The following is a 16985-nucleotide window of genomic DNA, read 5'->3' as shown; positions in this document are numbered from 1 at the left end:
ATGAATTTTTCAGCCTGGTCCATTCGAAACCCGATCGCGCCGCTCCTGGCCTTCTGCCTGTTGATATTCATCGGCATGCAGTCCTTCAACAAGCTGCCGATCACGCGCTTCCCGAACATCGACGTTCCCCTCGTTTCGATCAGCGTCACGCAGAGCGGCGCTTCACCGGCCGAGCTCGAAATGCAGGTGACGAAGGAGATCGAAGACGCGATCGCCTCCATCACGGGCATCGACGAAATTCAGTCGACGGTGACCGACGGCAGCTCGCAGACCAACGTCATGTTCCGCATGGAAGTGCCGACGGAACAGGCCGTGCAGGACGTCAAGGATGCGATCGACCGCATTCGCAGCGATCTGCCGGCGACCGCCGAGGCACCGATCGTCACCAAGGTCGATGTCGAGGGCCAAGCGATCCAGACCTTCGCCGTGTCCTCGCCCGCCATGTCACTGGAAGAACTCTCCTGGTTCGTCGACGATACCGTCAAGCGTGCGCTGCAGGGCCAGGCCGGCATCGGCCGCGTCGACCGTTACGGCGGCGCCGAGCGCGAAGTGCGCATCGAACTCACTCCGGGCAAGCTCGATGCCTATGGCATCACCGCCGCAAGCGTGAACCAGCAGCTGCGCGGCACCAACATCGACCTCGGCTCCGGCCGCGGCCAGGTGGCCGGCAGCGAACAGGCGATCCGCGTTCTCGGCGATGCCCGCAACGTCGCCGAGCTCGCCGACACGACGATTGCGCTGCCGAACGGCCGCTTCGTCAAGCTGTCCGATCTCGGTGCCATCAAGGACACCTATGAAGAGCCGAAATCCTTCTCGCGCTTCAACGATACGCCTGTTGTCACCTTCGGCGTCTTCCGCTCGAAGGGCGCCAGCGAAGTCAGCGTCTCCGAAACCGTCGCACAGAGCCTCGACAAGGTCCGCACCGAAAACCCGAACGTGAAGATCGAACTGATCGACGATTCGGTTTATTTCACCTACGGCAACTACGAAGCCGCCATCCATACGCTGCTCGAAGGCGCGCTGCTCGCCGTCATCGTCGTCCTCCTGTTCCTCAGAAACTGGCGTGCGACGCTGATTTCGGCCATCGCCCTGCCGCTGTCGGCGATCCCGACCTTCTGGGTCATGGACATGATGGGCTTCTCGCTGAACCTCGTCAGCTTCCTCGCTTTGACGCTCGCGACCGGTATCCTGGTCGACGATGCGATCGTCGAAATCGAGAACATCGCCCGCCATATCAAGATGGGCAAGACGCCTTATCGGGCGGCGATCGAGGCGGCGGATGAAATCGGCCTTGCCGTCATCGCCACGACCTTCACCATCATCGCCGTCTTCGTGCCGGTTTCCTTCATGCCGGGCATTCCCGGCCAGTACTTCATCCAGTTCGGCCTGACCGTCGCCTTCTCCGTCTTCTTCTCGCTGATGGTCGCACGCCTCATCACCCCGATGATGGCCGCCTATCTGATGCGTGCAGAAGATGGCGTCGACGACCATCATGACAATGACAGCCTTCTGATGCGTGGATACACACGGCTCATACGTGGCACAACCGGGCGCTGGTACACGCGTTACGCGACGCTGCTTGTCGCGTTCGGCTTCCTGGCCGGCTCCATTATGCTGCTGATGCAGGTTCCGGGCAGCTTCCTGCCGCCCGAAGACGCTTCGCGCATCGTACTCTCCGTTGAACTGCCGCCCAATGCCAGGCTCGACGACACCGAAAAGACGACGGATGCGATCTACGACAGGGTCAAGGATATCAACGGCGTCGAGAGTGTCTTCGTGCTCGGCGGTGCATCGCCGAAGGGCGATCTCGAATTGCGCCGTGCGACCATCACGCTCGCGCTTCACAAGCTCGACCAATCGCTGATCAAGAAGATGGTCAACGATGGGCTCGGCCGCATCCCTCTCATCGGTCCGATGCTGCCGAAGGTAGAAGTCCACGGCCGTGAGCGTCCGCAATGGGAGATCGAAAAGGAGGTCTTCGCCAAGCTGCGCGACATTCCCGACGTCCATATCCTGAAGCTCAACGACCGCGGCGAACGCGACCTCTCCTTCAACTTCCTCTCCAAAAACGAGAAGGACCTGAACGACGCCGTCGGCATTCTGGAATCCAAGCTCCGCGCCGATCCGCTGTTGGCGAATGTCAGCGCCGACGGCGCCCTGCCCCGTCCGGAACTGCAGGTCTATCCGCGCAAGGACGAGGCCGCACGCCTCGGCATCACGCCGCAGCAGATCTCCGAGACGATCCGTGTCGCCACCATCGGCGATGTCGATGCGGCACTTGCCAAGATCTCGCTCGACGATCGCCAGATCCCGATCCGGGTCCAGGCGGCGGTGGACATGCGCCGGGATCTCTCAGCCATCCGCGCATTGAAGATCCAGACCGCCAGCAGCGGCACCGTTCCACTCGCAAGCGTCGCCGATATCGACTACTCGGAAGGCGTAAGTTCGATCAAGCGCAACAACCGTTACCGCGTCGTCTCGATCGGCTCCGACCTGCCGCAGGGCGTGGCGCTCGACACGGCTTCGGCCCGCTTCCGCGAGATCGTCAAATCAGCCAACATTCCGGCCACGGTGCACCTTGCCGAAAGCGGTGACACCAAGGTGCAGAGCGAGATGCAGCAGAGCTTCGTCAACGCTATGCTGATGGGCCTGCTGCTGGTGCTGACGGTGCTGATCCTGCTCTTCAAGGACGTGATCCAGCCCTTCACTATCCTGTTCTCGCTGCCGCTCGCCATCGGCGGTGTCGCGGCAGCTCTGATCATCACCAACAATCCGCTGTCGATGCCCGTCATGATCGGCATCCTGATGCTGATGGGTGTCGTCACCAAGAACGCCATCCTGCTCGTCGACTTCGCGATCGAGATGCGCCATCAGGGTATGGCTCGCGTCGAGGCCATGGTCGAAGCCGGCCGCAAGCGCGCCCGGCCGATCATCATGACCTCGATCGCCATGTCGGCGGGCATGTTGCCATCGGCGCTCGGCGTCGGCGAAGGCGGCTCGTTCCGCGCGCCGATGGCGATCGCGGTGATCGGCGGCATCATCGTCTCGACGGTGCTCTCGCTCGTCGTCGTGCCGTCCTTCTTCCTGATCATGGATGATCTGTCCCGCCTGCTCGGCTGGATGTTCGGTCGCCTGGTCGGCAGGAAGGACGAGGAGGAACTGCCGCTGTCGCGCGAGGATCTCACCCGCGTCGCCCGCGAGAACCGCGACGATATCGACTCGCTGGAGGAGCGGCTGACCGCGATCGAAAAACCGGAAAGCAAGCGCAAGAACGCCAACGGCAAAGACACCAACGTGCTGCGCCTGCCGCCTTTCGCAGCGGAATGAGCAAAACGCAGAACATGAACGGGCCGGGAGCGATCTCCCGGCCCGTTTCATTTTGCCGTTCTCGCCGCTATCTGCAACGGCAGGTCTGATGGTCAGAGCCCGCCCTGCTCCCTGAGGAAGCTGACGATCGAGCTGACGCCGTCGCCGCGTTTCATGTCGGAGAAGACGAAGGGGCGGCTTGCGCGCATGCGCGTCGCATCCCGGTCCATCACCTCGAGATCGGCACCGACATAGGGCGCCAGATCCTTCTTGTTGATGACGAGAAGGTCCGACCGGGTGATACCGGGCCCGCCCTTGCGCGGGATTTCCTCGCCCTGGCAGACGGAGATGACATAGATGGTGATATCGGCAAGATCGGGCGAGAAGGTCGCCGCCAGATTGTCGCCGCCGGACTCGATGAAGACGACGTCGAGATCCGGGATCCGCTGGTTGAGGCCGGCGATCGCCTGAAGATTGATCGTCGCGTCCTCGCGAATGGCGGTGTGCGGGCAGCCGCCGGTCTCGACGCCGACGATGCGGTCCGAAGGCAATGCCTGCATGCGCACCAGCGCCTCGGCATCCTCGGTCGTGTAGATGTCATTCGTAACGACAGCGACGGAATAGTCGTCGCGCATCGCCTTGCAGAGCTTTTCCGTCAGCGCAGTCTTGCCCGAGCCGACCGGCCCGCCGATGCCGACGCGCAGAGGTCCGTTTCTTGATTTCATATGCCTTACTCCAATCGAACCCGATGATAGCCGTCACCGCTGCGCACGCCACCGTCAAATGACGCAGATGCTCGCATAATTTACGCCATCACGAACGGAACAGCCTCGTTGCCTGCGTCTCATGCCGCAGGCTGGCAATATCGGCCTGCACCGTCGCCGAGCCGAGATCGTCGAGCGACGAGACCGCTGCCCGCCGAGCAACCTCGGTGATGCACTCTTCGAGGCCGGCAAGCACGGCAACACCGTCCCTCTGGCCGGTGACGCCGAGGCGGATGCCTGAGGAAACCGCCTGCGAGGCATAGGCATGCAGGAAGACGGCGAGCGCCTTCTCAGGCCCTATGCCGTGCGCGCCGGTGACCGCCCCGACCGCGACGGGATAGGCCGCCCTGTCAGGCAGTCTTTCGAACACGCCATCCGGCCAGGCGCTTGCCGCCGCCAGGAAGGCCTCGCCGAGCAACATTGTTTCCTGATGGCGCTCGCGCGAGCCGGCAAGCGCCTCCGCAAGCGCGGCAATCTCGGCAAGGCGTGTGGGCTCTGCCTGCCACCTCTGGCTCTCGGCCAAAAGCACCGCATCGTTCCAGACTGAGCCATGGCCGATCAGCGTGCGGATCCAGGCCGCCAGCGAGGCGGCATCGGTGACCAGCCCGTCCGCAACCGCCCGCTCCAGCCCGCCCGAATAGGCAAAGCTGCCGATCGGAAAGGCTGGCGAGAGCCATGCCGTCAGGCGCAGCAATGCCTGCAGCTCACGATCTCCCGTCATCGAGCCTCAGTCGTGTTTATGGTCGTGATGATGCCCATGGTCATGGTCATGGTCATGGTCAGTGGTCATGGTCATGGTCACATCCCGGCCCATGCACATGGTCGTGGCCGTGATCCTGTTTGTGCTCATGCCCGTGGTCATGCGCCGCATGACCCTGATCGTGCGAATGCGCGCCATGGGAATGATAGGCGCCGCGCGCCGGCTGGAACGGTTCGTCGATGTCGAGGACGGTGGCGCCGAGCCCCTGCAGCATGCTGCGAATGACGTGGTCGCGCAGGATGACGATACGGTCTTCCTCGATCTGCGCCGCGAGATGGCGGTTGCCGAGATGCCAGGCAAGTTCGACCAGATGTGTGCGGTCGCGGCCGCGAATTTCGAAGAGTTTCTCATCGGCCGCGAGAATCTCGATCAGTTCGCCGTCGTCGCGCACCAGCAGGTCGCCATTGGCGAAAAGCACCGGGTCCTTTAGATCGAGCATGACCATCTCGCCATTTTCCAGATGCAGCAGCTTGCGGCGCAGATGGCGCAGATCGTGCGGCAGCTTGACCTGGGCGGTCGGATGGGAGGACGGGGTTCCGGCGGGAAGATAGGAGGTAACGCGCTGCATGATATGTCCGTTTTGCTGAGGCGACCATGCAAAATAGCCTTTCCCGATGCAAGCACCAATGGCCTTTGTGCCCGCTTCGGGCTTTTATATTCCGTAAGCCTGCATCACGTTGTCGCTCACTACTCCCCTGCCCTTGGTCTCGATGCCATTATCGGCAAGCCCGTGCCAGGCATGGTGCAGGCCCTCCCGCTCGTGTACGACCCGATTGCGCCCGAGCGCCTTGGCGAGGTAGAGCGCCCGGTCTGCCGACGCATAGACCGCCTGCTTGTTGCGCCCGGCGACGAAATCGGCGACACCGCCGGAAACGGTGATGCGGATATCGTGCCCCTCGGCCGCTATGGCGCCGCTTGCGATCCGGGCCCGGACACCTTCGATGCGTTCCATCCGCGCCTCCAGCGGCTCGCCGGAAACGATGACGCCAAACTCCTCCCCGCCCAACCGTGCGACGACGGACATGTCATCGAAGGCGGATGTGAGCATTGCCGAGACCGCGGTGATAACGGCATCGCCACAGGCATGGCCGAAGCGATCGTTGATCGCCTTGAAGCGGTCGACGTCGAATATGACGAGTGACGCGTTGCCCTCGGTGTTCTCGAGCGCCTCGGTGAAGGCACGCCGGTTCAATAGGCCTGAAAGCATGTCCGTGCGGCTGAGCTTTTCGAACTCCGCCCGCGACAGCGTCAATTCATGCAGGGCAAAACCGGCAGCCAGCGACAGCATGCCGGAAACCGTCCCGCCGACGAGCCAGGAAAAAATGGCGCCGAAGCCGATCGCATGCGCGAGCGTCACCGGCAGCAGCCCGAAAAAGCCGAGCGGCGGTATCGTCAGCGATATGACGACGCCGGAGAGAATGACTGCAAGAAAGCTCATCTTCAACGCGAAGATATAGACGTTCCTGCGATGTTGAAAATTGCCGAAATCGGCCTGCGGCGACATCCAGTTTCTCATGAGAATCGGCCTTCCTGCCCGGCGTTTCAAGGCATTGATAAGAGCCCAATTACTGCGGGTGCCTTAATCGACTCGTTAAAATGCGAACGGTTTCGGACGATTCGCTGGGCAGATTTTTTCTAGCAGGAGATGCAACGGCCCAATCCCTGAATCGGACAGCACAGGGGGACGCTTAGGCTATTGAATTAAAACAGCTTTATCAGACTGGGCGGTGAGGCTGTTCTAGAATGATCTAGCGGGGGAAAACACCGGTTTCTCTACCGATTTTTACAACCGAATGGAGAGTTCCGTTCACAATTCACATTAAGAGCGGACCGGCCGGCGGCTGCCTCAATTGTAGACACCGAGAGACAATCGCAATGATTGTGGAAGCGGGTTCCATAAGCCGGTCCGAAGCCCCGCCGAGCGGAGCGCGGCAGCCGTCCAGGTGTTGCAGCCGAAGAGGGCGTTGAAATATCCCTTGGCCTCGAAGAACCGGTCGATCTCGCCGTACCCCGCATTTGGGATTGGCGCCACCACGCCCGCGTCGCGAATGAAGCTGTCCGAGATGAAATTCCGCAGCCGCGCCATTTGATCGTCGCCGATATCGAACGCCGCAACGGCGGGCTGCGGCTCGGTAATGTGACCGGCAAGATCGACATGCAACACCGAACGGTCGATCGTCAGCGCCCGCAGCACCGGCAGCGGCTTCAGCTCCGACCAGCTCGGGGTTTCCAGATAGAAGGCGCGGCCGCCCCAGCCGATGATGAGCCATTCCGCATCCGGATGGCCGAGCGGAACACCGGTCTCGGCGAGAAAGGAAAAGGCAGCCCGCGTCTCCTCGTCGAGCGGAATGGCAATATCGGTATGGATCGGTCCGGACAGCAGCAGAATCCGATGCGTCGCCGCCGCAGACGACGCCTCGACGGGGGCAATCAGCGGCCGGGGAATGAAGGTTCCGCAGGCCGCCAGAAACACGAGCAGGAATACGGCCCGCAACAGCCAGCGGATGCCTGTTTTCATCAGAGCTGTCCCTCGCATGGGGACCTATGCCTAAAACAGGAAATAGCGCTGCGCCATCGGCAACACCGTCGCCGGCTCGCAGGTCAGCAATTCACCGTTTGCCCTGACCTCGTACGTCTCTGGATCGACCTCGATCTCCGGTGTCAGGTCGTTGTGGATCATCGAGGCCTTGGAGATGCCGCCGCGGGTATTCTTCACCGCCACGAGCTGCTTGGCGACGCCGAGCCGGCTCTTCAGACCGGCATCGAGCGAGGCCTGACTGACGAAGGTCACGGAGGAATTGGTGAGGCTCCGGCCGTAAGAGGCGAACATCGGCCGGTAATGCACCGGCTGCGGGGTCGGGATCGAGGCGTTCGGATCGCCCATCGGCGCTGCGGCGATCGAGCCACCGAGCAGCACCATGTCGGGCTTCACGCCGAAGAAGGCCGGGTTCCAGAGCACGAGGTCAGCGCGCTTGCCGACTTCGACGGAGCCGATTTCATGGCTGAGGCCATGGGCGATCGCCGGATTGATCGTATATTTGGCGATATAGCGGCGGACGCGGAAATTGTCGTTGTCGCCGTTTTCCTGCTTCAGCCGGCCGCGCTGGCGCTTCATCTTGTCGGCCGTCTGCCAGGTGCGGATCGCCACCTCGCCGACGCGACCCATGGCCTGGCTATCGGACGAGATGATCGAGAAGGCGCCGATGTCGTGCAATATATCTTCGGCGGCGATCGTCTCCTTGCGGATGCGGCTTTCGGCAAAGGCGATATCCTCGGGGATCGACGGCGACAGGTGATGGCAGACCATCAGCATGTCGAGATGCTCGGCAATGGTATTGACCGTATAGGGCCGGGTCGGATTGGTGGACGACGGAATGACGTTCGGCTGGCCGCAGATCTTGATGATGTCGGGTGCATGTCCGCCGCCTGCCCCTTCCGTGTGAAAGGCATGGATTGTGCGGCCCTTGATGGCGCCAATCGTGTCTTCGACGAAGCCGCTTTCGTTCAGCGTATCGGTGTGGATCATCACCTGTACGTCATATTCGTCGGCGACCGACAGGCAGCAATCGATGGCGCCAGGCGTCGTGCCCCAGTCCTCGTGCAGTTTCAGCGAGGTGGCGCCGGCCAGCACCATCTCGGTCAGTGCCCCCGGCAGCGAGGCATTGCCCTTGCCGGCAAAGGCGAGATTCATCGGGAAGGCGTCGGCCGCTTCGATCATGCGGGCGAGATGCCAGGGACCGGGCGTGCAGGTCGTGGCGAGCGTGCCGTGCGCCGGCCCCGTGCCGCCGCCGAGCATGCAGGTCATGCCCGACATCAGCGCTTCCTCGATCTGCTGCGGCGCAATGAAGTGGATATGGCTGTCCATGCCGCCAGCGGTGATGATCTTGCCTTCGGCGGCGATCGCTTCCGTGCCAGGGCCGACGATGATATCGACGCCGGGCTGCATATCGGGATTGCCGGCCTTGCCGATGGCGACGATGCGCCCGTCCTTCAGCCCGATATCGGCCTTGTAGATGCCGGAGTGATCGACGATCACCGCATTGGTGATGACGGTATCGACCGCGCCGTCCGCCCGCGTCACCTGACTCTGGCCCATGCCGTCGCGGATCACCTTGCCGCCACCGAACTTCACCTCCTCGCCATAGGTGGTGTAATCCTTCTCGATCTCGATGAAGAGTTCCGTATCGGCAAGGCGCACCTTGTCGCCGGTCGTCGGTCCAAACATGCCGGCATAGGCGGCGCGCGAGATCTTATAGGGCATCCGTCAGGCTCCGTGGGAGGAAAAGACTAGTGTGTTTCGGCCAAGCCGCGTGAGGCGGCCGGCGGCAATATAACGATCGACGAGCTGCCGTTCGGCCGCAAACGGGTGCCACTCCCAGCCGACGTGGCCGAAGCCGGCCAGCATCACCTCGGCCCCGGCATGTTTGTTCAGCACCTCGGCAATGACGATCAAGCCGCTGCTCGGCACGACATAGGGCGCCGGCGCAAAGGCCGATAGAGCGGAATCGACGGCGTCGTGGACCGACTTGCCGATGACGACATGTCTCTTGCACGTCGCCACGCAGAAGGCAGTGAATTCATCGGTATAATCGTCGCAGAAATCGTCGAGATCAGGATGCGAGACGGCAAGCGGCGCCCGAATCGCGGCGAACTTTTCCGGGTCGCGCACGCTCCAGATTTCGCGGGCCGAAACGACGCCGGGATGGGCACGCCATTGCGGCGAACCGAGCATCGCCTTTGCCGGCCGGCCGGTATTGCAGACCGCAACGGCATCCGTCCTGCTGCCGCCGGTCCCATAGGAACGGCAATCGTTGAAGCGGATGACGAAATCAGCGGCATCGATCACGCCTGCTTCCGCCTCCGCGACTTCGCCATTGCCGACGATTGCGATTTTCCTGATCACCTTAGTTGCTCATCGTGTCTTCGAGCTCTTTCAGCTCTTTCGTGCGTTTGTCGGTGATGTTGGCGAGACAGCCGGCGACCAGCATCGGCTCCATCGTGCCGCCGCGTGCCTGAAAGCCGGAGGCATCGCACTCGGCGTCACGATAATCGATCCAGGCGCGCTGCGCCTTGACCAGCGCCTGCTCCGCGCCCTTCCTGTCGCCGTCGAGATCCTTGTCGACCGCCGCCAGAGCCGCGCGGGTCTTCTTGTATTGCACATTCAGAGCCTTGTCGGCGGTCTCGTGGCGCGCCGCCTCGCAAGAGGTCATGTCCGATTGCGTCTTCGGGTTCTGGCAATCGATATCCTGACCGGAAGCGCTATCAGCCGCCAGCAACATCGCCGCCCCGATGAGGCAGATGTTCAAACGCATGCGTCCCTCCCGTTAAAGCTTTCCCATCACCAGCTGACGGAAGCCATAAACTTCGCGCTTGCCGGAAAGCGGGATCAGCGTCACCGAACGCGTCTGTCCCGGCTCGAAGCGCACCGCCGTTCCCGCCGGAATATCGAGCCGCTTGCCATGCGCCGCCGCCCGGTCGAAGGAAAGCCCGGCATTGGTCTCGGCGAAATGATAGTGGCTGCCGACCTGCACCGGCCGATCACCGGTGTTGGAAACCTCCAGCGTCACCGTCAGCGCGCCGGCATTCAGTTCGATGTCGCCGCTTGCGGCAATGATCTCGCCCGGAATCATCTTATCTCCTTAAGCCGCCTTGGGCGCGCAGCCCTCGGCCTTCAGCACGCGTTTCGTTGCTGCCGGATTTTTGGCAAGCATCGCCGCCGGCCGGATAGGCCTTGCAACAAGATTGCCGCCGCAATTCGGGCAGAGACCTTTCAGCACTCCGTCGACGCAGTCGGCACAGAAGGTGCATTCATAGGTGCAGATCCGTGCCTCCGCGCTTTCCGGCGGCAAATCCTTGTCGCAGCATTCGCAGTTGGGCCTGAGCTCGAGCATATCGGTCTCCTTACCGGATCGGTTCGTGCACGGTGACGAGCTTGGTTCCGTCCGGAAAGGTCGCCTCCACCTGCACGTCATGGATCATCTCGGCAATCCCCTCCATCACCTGATCGCGGCCGATCACATGGGCGCCGGCCTCCATCAGCTCGGCGACCGGGCGACCGTCACGGGCGCCTTCGACGACGAAGTCGCTGATCAGCGCGATCGCTTCCGGGTAGTTCAGCTTGACGCCGCGCTCCAGCCGCCGCCGGGCCACCATCGCCGCCATCGATATCAGCAGCTTGTCTTTTTCTCTCGGAGTGAGGTTCATTTTCTACCTGCTTATTGAACTCATAGATTCCAGACTTTCGGCACGGGCGCACCATTGCGCAAGGCGGAAATGACCGGGATCAGGATTTTTCTGAGCGAAAAGCCGTCGGCTGCCGCAAGGCGGACGACGAGCTTGCCGTCCCAGGCGCTCGCACCGCCCATCGCGCCCTCGACCAGCGGCCGCACCTTGCCGAGATAGGCTTCCGAAAGGGGCCCGGCATAAAGCAGCGTCGCAAAAGCCACCTGCCCGCTGAGCACCGCCTGGCGCGCCGCCAGCGCCGCCACCCCTTCCGAAAGCCTCAGTTCTTCCGCATGGATCAACCGACCCGAGCGCCGGATGCGCCAGCGATCACGGAAAAGCCCAGTCGTCACCGTCTCGCCCATCGCCTTGCGGCCAAGCAGTATGGCCTCGACGGCCAGAAATTCGGCGCTCTCGTCGAGATCGACATCCAGCCGGCGAGAAAGTGCGGAACGATCGAAGAGGATCGTTTCCTGCGGCAGCCAGTCGACGCGGGCTTGGGTTCCGACCTTGATGCTGGTCGTCACCTCGGCCGTGCCGGCCGAGGCCTTATAGATCTTCTCGCAGGCCTGGGTGGTCACGTCGATGCGCGTGCCCGCTCCGGCCTCAACGCTCCAATCCATCCGGTCGCCGCCGGTCAGCCCACCCGCTGTGTTGATGATGACGGCTTCCATCGAGGCATCGAACGTATCCGGCAGGCGGATCTTCGCCGCGCCCTCCTGGTAGAGCTCACGCAGACGCGTGCGGCCGTCGAGCAGCTTTGCCGCCAGATGCCCGCGTCCTTCCGCTCTTTGCGGTCGCGTGCCTGCCGCCGCAATCATCATAAAGCCCCTTTCGGTCGCGCAACCGGTTCGTTCGATTGCGCGGGTGACGGAAAGCAAGCAATTCCCATGCCGTCCAAGGATACCCGTAGCGGGGCCGGTAGATTTGAAAGGCGCTCCGCCACCTGCTGAAAAATGCAGCATTTGCCGATCAGACGGTCAGATGGCGGCGGGCCTCCGGCGTATCCAGCGTTTCGGCAAGGCCTTCGTGGACGATCTCGCCGCGATCCATGATGTAGACGTAATCGGCGAGCTCCCGGCAGAAGTCGAGATATTGTTCGACGAGCAGGATCGCCATGCCGGTGGAATCGCGGAGATAACGGATCGCCCGGCCGATATCCTTGATGATCGATGGCTGAATGCCCTCGGTCGGCTCGTCGAGCACGAGAATCCGAGGCCGCGTCACCATCGCCCGCCCGATCGCCAGCTGCTGCTGCTGGCCGCCGGAAAGATCACCGCCGCGGCGCGACAGCATCGACTTCAGCACCGGGAAGAGACTGAAGATGTCATCGGGGATATTCCGGTCCCGACGGCCGAGCGGGGCAAAGCCGGTTTCGAGATTTTCCTTGACCGTCAGCAGCGGGAAGATTTCTCGCCCCTGCGGCACATAGCCGATGCCCTGCTTGGCGCGGGCAAAGGGCGGCAGGCCGTTCAGCCTGGTATCGTTGAAGGTGACGGTGCCGGCCGACAGCGGATGCTGGCCGGTCACGGCGCGCAGAAGCGAACTCTTGCCGACACCGTTGCGCCCCAGCACGCAGGTGATCTTGCCCATCTCCGCCTTGATGGAGATGCCGCGCAGTGCCTGCGCCGCGCCATAATGCAGATTCGCGTTTTCGACTGTCAGCATCCGTTCACCCATTCCCCATCAGTTCATCAGCGTCCGCCTCAGCATCTGCAGGGCGTACTCCTGTTCCTTCGTTTTCTCGCCGCCGGCAACGGCCACGTCCTCGGCAATGCCGATCAATTGCTGACGCTCTTGCATGTCGAGCGCCCTCATCCAGAGATCCCGGAACCGGCGGATCGGGTCTTCGGGACTGGTGACGTTCTTGGACGCCCAATCGGCGAAAACCAGCACCTCCTCCATATCGCCCGGCCGAATGATGCCTTTCATGCGGTTGCGGACGACATCCTTGGCAGCGTCGAGATACATCGGCTTTTCCTTGGCGAGGCAGAAGAAGAAGGCCACTGCCGCAATCGCCGGATCGGCGATCGAGGCCAGCGGCGCTGCCTCCGCCTGCTTGCGCAACTTTCCACGCTTATAGGCGCCCCGCATCCGCTCGACGGAATCGATGATCTCGCCTCCCGCCTCACGCACCATCTTAAAACGCCAATACCAGATGACCGCGCCGCTGATCGCCGCGACCAGAATACCGAGAAAAGCCATGATGAAACCCCACAAAAACCCCGCCCGTTTTAGAGCGTTTTCTTTTGTCAGGTTCAAGCCTTTAAGTTGCATGGATCACCGGCCCAGATAGTTCTCGATCACCTTCGGATCCGAGCTTACGAAATCGATCGATCCCTCAGCCAGCACCGAGCCTTCCGCAAGGCACGTCACCTTGACGCCAAGATCGCGGATGAAGCCCATGTCGTGCTCGACGACGACCACCGACCGGGTCCGGGCGATGTCCTTGAGCAGGATTGCCGTTTCCGCCGTTTCGGCATCCGTCATGCCGGCAACCGGTTCGTCGACGAGCAGCAGCTTCGGCTCCTGCGCCAACAGCATGCCGATCTCCAGCCATTGCTTCTGCCCATGCGAGAGGTTGGCGGCGAATTCGTCACGCCGATGCGTCAGCCGCACCGTTTCGAGGATTTCTTCGATGCGTGCTTTGTCCTCGCCCGAAAGCCGATAGAACAGCGTCGAGAACACGCCGCGGCGGCGGTTCAGCGCCAGTTCCAGATTGTTCCATACCGTGTGGCTTTCGAAGACCGTCGGCTTCTGGAATTTGCGGCCGATGCCGAGCTCGGCGATATCCGCCTCGTCCTTTTTGGTGAGGTCGATCGTGCCGTTGAAAAACACTTCGCCCTCATCGGGCCGCGTCTTGCCAGTGATGATATCCATCATCGTCGTCTTGCCCGCCCCGTTCGGGCCGATGATGGCGCGCAGTTCACCGGGCTCGATGACGATCGACAGCGAATTCAGCGCCTTGAAGCCGTCGAAGGAAACCGAGACGCCGTTGAGGTAAAGCACGCTGGTGGGTTTGATGTCGGGGATCATGGCGCTCACTCCGCGGCCTGGATTTTCGGTTCAATGACGTCTTCCTGCGCCACCGGTGGAGCAGCCTTGGAGACGGCTTTCCGCCTGCCGAGATATTGGGCGATCGTGCCGACGACACCTTTCGGCAGAAACAGCGTGACGGCGACGAAAAGACCACCGAGCGCAAACAGCCAGAACTCCGGGAAGAGTCCGGTGAAGATCGTCTTGCCGCCGTTGACGAGGATCGCGCCGATGATCGGTCCGATCAGCGTCGCCCGCCCGCCGACCGCCGTCCAGATGACCACTTCGATCGAATTGGCGGGGGCGAATTCGCCGGGATTGATGATGCCGACCTGTGGCACATAGAGCGCGCCGGCAATGCCCGCCATCATCGCCGAGACGACGAAAGTGAAGAGCTTGAAGTGTTCGACGCGGTAGCCGAGGAAGCGCGTGCGGCTTTCGGCATCGCGCACGCCGACCAGCACCTTGCCGAACTTCGAGCGCACGATTGCCGAGGCAAGCAGCAGCGACAGCGCCAGCAAGACCGCGGTTGTCGCAAAGAGGGCTGCACGCGTGCCGTCAGCTTGGACATTGAAGCCGATAATATCTTTGAAATCGGTCAGGCCGTTATTGCCGCCGAAGCCCATATCGTTGCGGAAAAACGCCAGCAGCAGCGCGTAGGTCATCGCCTGGGTGATGATCGAGAGATAGACGCCGTTGACGCGTGAGCGGAAGGCGAACCAGCCGAAGACGAAGGCGAGCAGACCGGGCACGACGAGGACCATCAGCGCCGCAAACCAGAAATGGTTGAAGCCGTACCAGAACCAGGGCAGATCCTTCCAGTTCAGAAACACCATGAAATCAGGCAGGATTGGGTCGCCGTAGCTGCCGCGGGCGCCGATCTGGCGCATCAGATACATGCCCATCGCATAACCGCCGAGCGCAAAGAAGGCGCCGTGGCCGAGCGAGAGAATGCCGCAGAAGCCCCAGACGAGATCGAGCGCCAGCGCCAGCAAGGCATAGGTCAGATACTTGCCGAACAGCGACATGATGTAGGTCGGCACATGCAGCGGATTGGTCGGCCCGGTCATCAGGTTCAGGACCGGCACGAGAACGGCGACCAGAAGCAGCAGCGCGATGGCAATGACGATCTTGCGATCAAGTGACCGGAGAAGGAAGGCCGTTATCATGCTTCCACCGCCCTTCCTTTGAGTGCGAAGAGCCCGCGGGGCCGCTTCTGGATGAAGAGAATGATGAGTACGAGCACCAGGATCTTGCCAAGCACGGCGCCGGCGAAGGGCTCGAGGAACTTGTTGACGACGCCGAGCGAAAGAGCGCCGACCAGCGTGCCCCAGAGATTGCCGACACCGCCGAAGACGACGACCATGAAGCTGTCGATGATGTAGGACTGGCCGAGGTTCGGCGAGACATTGTCGATCTGGCTGAGCGCCACGCCGGCAATACCGGCAATGCCCGAACCGAGCGCAAAGGTGAAGGCATCAACCCAGCCGGTGCGGATGCCCATCGAGGAGGCCATTCGGCGGTTCTGCGTGACGGCGCGCATCTGCAGGCCGAAGGCCGACCGCTTGAGCAGCAGGAGCAGCGTCACGAAGACAACCATCGAAAAGACGATGATCCACAGTCGGTTCCAGGTGATCGAGAGCCCGCCGAGATCGAAGACGCCGGACATCCAGGTTGGATTGCGGACCTCACGGTTGGTCGGGCCGAAGATGCTGCGCACGGCCTGCTGCAGGATCAGCGACACGCCCCAGGTGGCGAGCAGCGTTTCGAGCGGGCGGCCGTAGAGATAGCGAATGACGGCGCGCTCGATCACCAGGCCGACGAAGCCGGTGAAGACGAAGGCGGCAGGCACGGCAAAGGCAAGCGAATAGTCCGCCACGCCGGGAAAGGTCGAAGTAATGTATTCCTGCACGACATAGGTGGTATAGGCGCCGATCATCACCATTTCGCCATGCGCCATGTTGATGACGCCCATGACGCCGAAGGTGATGGCAAGACCGATCGCGGCAAGCAGCAGCACCGAGCCGAGCGACAAGCCGTACCAGACGTTCTGGGCCACATCCCACAGCGCCAGGCTGCGATTGATGGTGCTGATATCGGCCTGGATCGCCGGCTTCAGATCGTCAGGCGCGGTTTCGAGTGTGGTCGTGAGAATGGTCAGCGCATCACGATTGCCGCGAGCCGCGATCGTATCGATCGCAGCCTTCTTGTCTTCGACGCTCGCATCGGTCTTCAGCAGCAACACAGCGCGCGCCGCTTCCATCGTATTCTTGATCTCGGTGTCCTTTTCAGCCGCAAGCGCCGCGTTCAGCAGATCGAGATTGGCGGGATCGGCGTCCTTCAGCAGGCCCTGTGCCGCGGCGAGCCGCGCCGAGCGGTCCGGGCTCATCAGCGTCAGCTGGCTGGTGGCGGCGCTGATCACGCCGCGAAGCGCGTTGTTGATCTTGACCTTGGTCATCATGTCGGGATCGACATCGGCAGCTGCTTCGCCGGTGATTGGATCGGAATAGGTCGGTTCGTCATCGGTGCCGCCCTGGAGGAGCACCGGGCCGCCGTCGGAATTGACGTAGAGAAGGCCGTCGCTCAACTGCTGCAGGATCTGGCTGACATGCGGGTTCTTGGAGGCGACCAGCGTCTTGATGGCCGCTTCGCGCTCCGGGAAGTCGCCGACGCCGAGCGCATCGATGAGCACGTGGATATCGTCCTCGGCCCGAACTTCGCTCGATGCAGCCAGGCCCGAAAATGCGAGGCCGGAAAATGTCGGGCCCGAGAATGTCAGGCAGAGCGTGATGAGGAAAATCTTTATGGCGCGATACATCGGCTTTCTCGCCCTTGATAGTGTTGGCCTCGCGGCGCAATCGCTGGGACGGAGCTTCCGCCCGGGTATCAAACCCGGA

Annotated in this window: 17 protein-coding genes and 1 pseudogene; 1 reads left to right on the top strand and 17 read right to left on the bottom strand. The window is 62.2% G+C overall.

What is annotated here, in order from left to right:
* A complete protein-coding gene (locus ACS4RS_RS12425; RefSeq protein WP_439010724.1) occupies positions 1–3327 on the top strand; it encodes an efflux RND transporter permease subunit in 3327 nt (1108 codons plus the stop codon).
* A gap of 92 nt (positions 3328–3419) precedes the next feature.
* Here ACS4RS_RS12425 and ureG read toward each other — a convergent pair whose 3' ends face one another.
* From ureG to urtB, 17 genes and pseudogenes are all read right to left on the bottom strand, one after another.
* Positions 3420–4031 carry an urease accessory protein UreG gene (gene ureG, locus ACS4RS_RS12420; protein WP_003590582.1) on the bottom strand — a complete coding sequence of 204 codons (612 nt, stop codon included), beginning with the start codon at positions 4029–4031 and terminating at the stop codon, positions 3420–3422.
* 88 nt (positions 4032–4119) lie between these two features.
* Positions 4120–4791, bottom strand: coding sequence for an urease accessory UreF family protein (locus ACS4RS_RS12415; RefSeq protein ID WP_439010725.1), 672 nt, complete (start codon positions 4789–4791; stop codon positions 4120–4122).
* A gap of 6 nt (positions 4792–4797) precedes the next feature.
* A pseudogene (locus tag ACS4RS_RS12410) lies at positions 4798–5398 on the bottom strand (urease accessory protein UreE).
* Positions 5399–5482: 84 nt separating this feature from the next.
* Positions 5483–6346 carry a diguanylate cyclase gene (locus ACS4RS_RS12405; RefSeq protein ID WP_439010727.1) on the bottom strand — a complete coding sequence of 288 codons (864 nt, stop codon included), beginning with the start codon at positions 6344–6346 and terminating at the stop codon, positions 5483–5485.
* 330 nt (positions 6347–6676) lie between these two features.
* Positions 6677–7348, bottom strand: coding sequence for a TIGR02117 family protein (locus ACS4RS_RS12400; RefSeq protein WP_439010728.1), 672 nt, complete (start codon positions 7346–7348; stop codon positions 6677–6679).
* Positions 7349–7378: 30 nt separating this feature from the next.
* Positions 7379–9091 (bottom strand): urease subunit alpha, encoded by a 1713-nt coding sequence (gene ureC / locus ACS4RS_RS12395; RefSeq protein WP_439010729.1) that lies wholly within the window; start codon positions 9089–9091, stop codon positions 7379–7381.
* Positions 9092–9094: 3 nt separating this feature from the next.
* Entirely contained in the window at positions 9095–9733 is a 639-nt protein-coding gene (locus ACS4RS_RS12390) for a Urease operon accessory protein (RefSeq protein WP_439010730.1), read from the bottom strand.
* A gap of 1 nt (position 9734) precedes the next feature.
* Complete coding sequence (locus ACS4RS_RS12385; protein ID WP_439010731.1) at positions 9735–10142, bottom strand: lysozyme inhibitor LprI family protein; 408 nt, start codon at positions 10140–10142, stop codon at positions 9735–9737.
* Between the two features lie 12 nt (positions 10143–10154).
* Positions 10155–10460: an urease subunit beta gene (locus ACS4RS_RS12380; protein WP_439010732.1), complete on the bottom strand. Its 306-nt coding sequence runs from the start codon at positions 10458–10460 to the stop codon at positions 10155–10157.
* A gap of 9 nt (positions 10461–10469) precedes the next feature.
* Positions 10470–10721, bottom strand: coding sequence for a DUF1272 domain-containing protein (locus ACS4RS_RS12375; RefSeq protein ID WP_439010733.1), 252 nt, complete (start codon positions 10719–10721; stop codon positions 10470–10472).
* Positions 10722–10731: 10 nt separating this feature from the next.
* Entirely contained in the window at positions 10732–11034 is a 303-nt protein-coding gene (locus ACS4RS_RS12370; protein ID WP_003561955.1) for an urease subunit gamma, read from the bottom strand.
* A 20-nt stretch (positions 11035–11054) separates the two neighbouring features.
* Positions 11055–11876: an urease accessory protein UreD gene (locus tag ACS4RS_RS12365; protein ID WP_439010734.1), complete on the bottom strand. Its 822-nt coding sequence runs from the start codon at positions 11874–11876 to the stop codon at positions 11055–11057.
* A 148-nt stretch (positions 11877–12024) separates the two neighbouring features.
* On the bottom strand, positions 12025–12720 hold the full coding sequence (gene urtE, locus ACS4RS_RS12360) for an urea ABC transporter ATP-binding subunit UrtE (RefSeq protein WP_003581844.1): 696 nt from the start codon (positions 12718–12720) through the stop codon (positions 12025–12027).
* A gap of 18 nt (positions 12721–12738) precedes the next feature.
* Complete coding sequence (locus ACS4RS_RS12355; RefSeq protein ID WP_439010735.1) at positions 12739–13257, bottom strand: hypothetical protein; 519 nt, start codon at positions 13255–13257, stop codon at positions 12739–12741.
* A gap of 75 nt (positions 13258–13332) precedes the next feature.
* Complete coding sequence (urtD, locus tag ACS4RS_RS12350) at positions 13333–14088, bottom strand: urea ABC transporter ATP-binding protein UrtD (RefSeq protein WP_439010736.1); 756 nt, start codon at positions 14086–14088, stop codon at positions 13333–13335.
* A gap of 5 nt (positions 14089–14093) precedes the next feature.
* On the bottom strand, positions 14094–15257 hold the full coding sequence (urtC, locus tag ACS4RS_RS12345; protein ID WP_439010737.1) for an urea ABC transporter permease subunit UrtC: 1164 nt from the start codon (positions 15255–15257) through the stop codon (positions 14094–14096).
* Positions 15254–16906 (bottom strand): urea ABC transporter permease subunit UrtB, encoded by a 1653-nt coding sequence (gene urtB, locus ACS4RS_RS12340; RefSeq protein WP_439010738.1) that lies wholly within the window; start codon positions 16904–16906, stop codon positions 15254–15256. The genes urtC and urtB overlap by 4 nt, the downstream gene beginning before the upstream one ends.
* Positions 16907–16985: the final 79 nt, after the last annotated feature.

Source organism: Rhizobium sp. F40D2, assembly GCF_051810745.2.
Lineage (GTDB): Bacteria > Pseudomonadota > Alphaproteobacteria > Rhizobiales > Rhizobiaceae > Rhizobium.
This window is presented reverse-complemented; position numbering and strand designations above follow the sequence as displayed.

Coding starts and splice junctions, on each gene's coding strand:
- ACS4RS_RS12425 (WP_439010724.1), top strand. CDS start 1: ATGAATTTTTCAGCCTGGTCCATTCGAAACCCGATCGCGCCGCTCCTG.
- ureG (WP_003590582.1), bottom strand. CDS start 4,031: ATGAAATCAAGAAACGGACCTCTGCGCGTCGGCATCGGCGGGCCGGTC.
- ACS4RS_RS12415 (WP_439010725.1), bottom strand. CDS start 4,791: ATGACGGGAGATCGTGAGCTGCAGGCATTGCTGCGCCTGACGGCATGG.
- ACS4RS_RS12405 (WP_439010727.1), bottom strand. CDS start 6,346: ATGAGAAACTGGATGTCGCCGCAGGCCGATTTCGGCAATTTTCAACAT.
- ACS4RS_RS12400 (WP_439010728.1), bottom strand. CDS start 7,348: ATGAAAACAGGCATCCGCTGGCTGTTGCGGGCCGTATTCCTGCTCGTG.
- ureC (WP_439010729.1), bottom strand. CDS start 9,091: ATGCCCTATAAGATCTCGCGCGCCGCCTATGCCGGCATGTTTGGACCG.
- ACS4RS_RS12385 (WP_439010731.1), bottom strand. CDS start 10,142: ATGCGTTTGAACATCTGCCTCATCGGGGCGGCGATGTTGCTGGCGGCT.
- ACS4RS_RS12380 (WP_439010732.1), bottom strand. CDS start 10,460: ATGATTCCGGGCGAGATCATTGCCGCAAGCGGCGACATCGAACTGAAT.
- ACS4RS_RS12375 (WP_439010733.1), bottom strand. CDS start 10,721: ATGCTCGAGCTCAGGCCCAACTGCGAATGCTGCGACAAGGATTTGCCG.
- ACS4RS_RS12370 (WP_003561955.1), bottom strand. CDS start 11,034: ATGAACCTCACTCCGAGAGAAAAAGACAAGCTGCTGATATCGATGGCG.
- ACS4RS_RS12365 (WP_439010734.1), bottom strand. CDS start 11,876: ATGATGATTGCGGCGGCAGGCACGCGACCGCAAAGAGCGGAAGGACGC.
- urtE (WP_003581844.1), bottom strand. CDS start 12,720: ATGCTGACAGTCGAAAACGCGAATCTGCATTATGGCGCGGCGCAGGCA.
- ACS4RS_RS12355 (WP_439010735.1), bottom strand. CDS start 13,257: ATGGCTTTTCTCGGTATTCTGGTCGCGGCGATCAGCGGCGCGGTCATC.
- urtD (WP_439010736.1), bottom strand. CDS start 14,088: ATGATCCCCGACATCAAACCCACCAGCGTGCTTTACCTCAACGGCGTC.
- urtC (WP_439010737.1), bottom strand. CDS start 15,257: ATGATAACGGCCTTCCTTCTCCGGTCACTTGATCGCAAGATCGTCATT.
- urtB (WP_439010738.1), bottom strand. CDS start 16,906: ATGTATCGCGCCATAAAGATTTTCCTCATCACGCTCTGCCTGACATTC.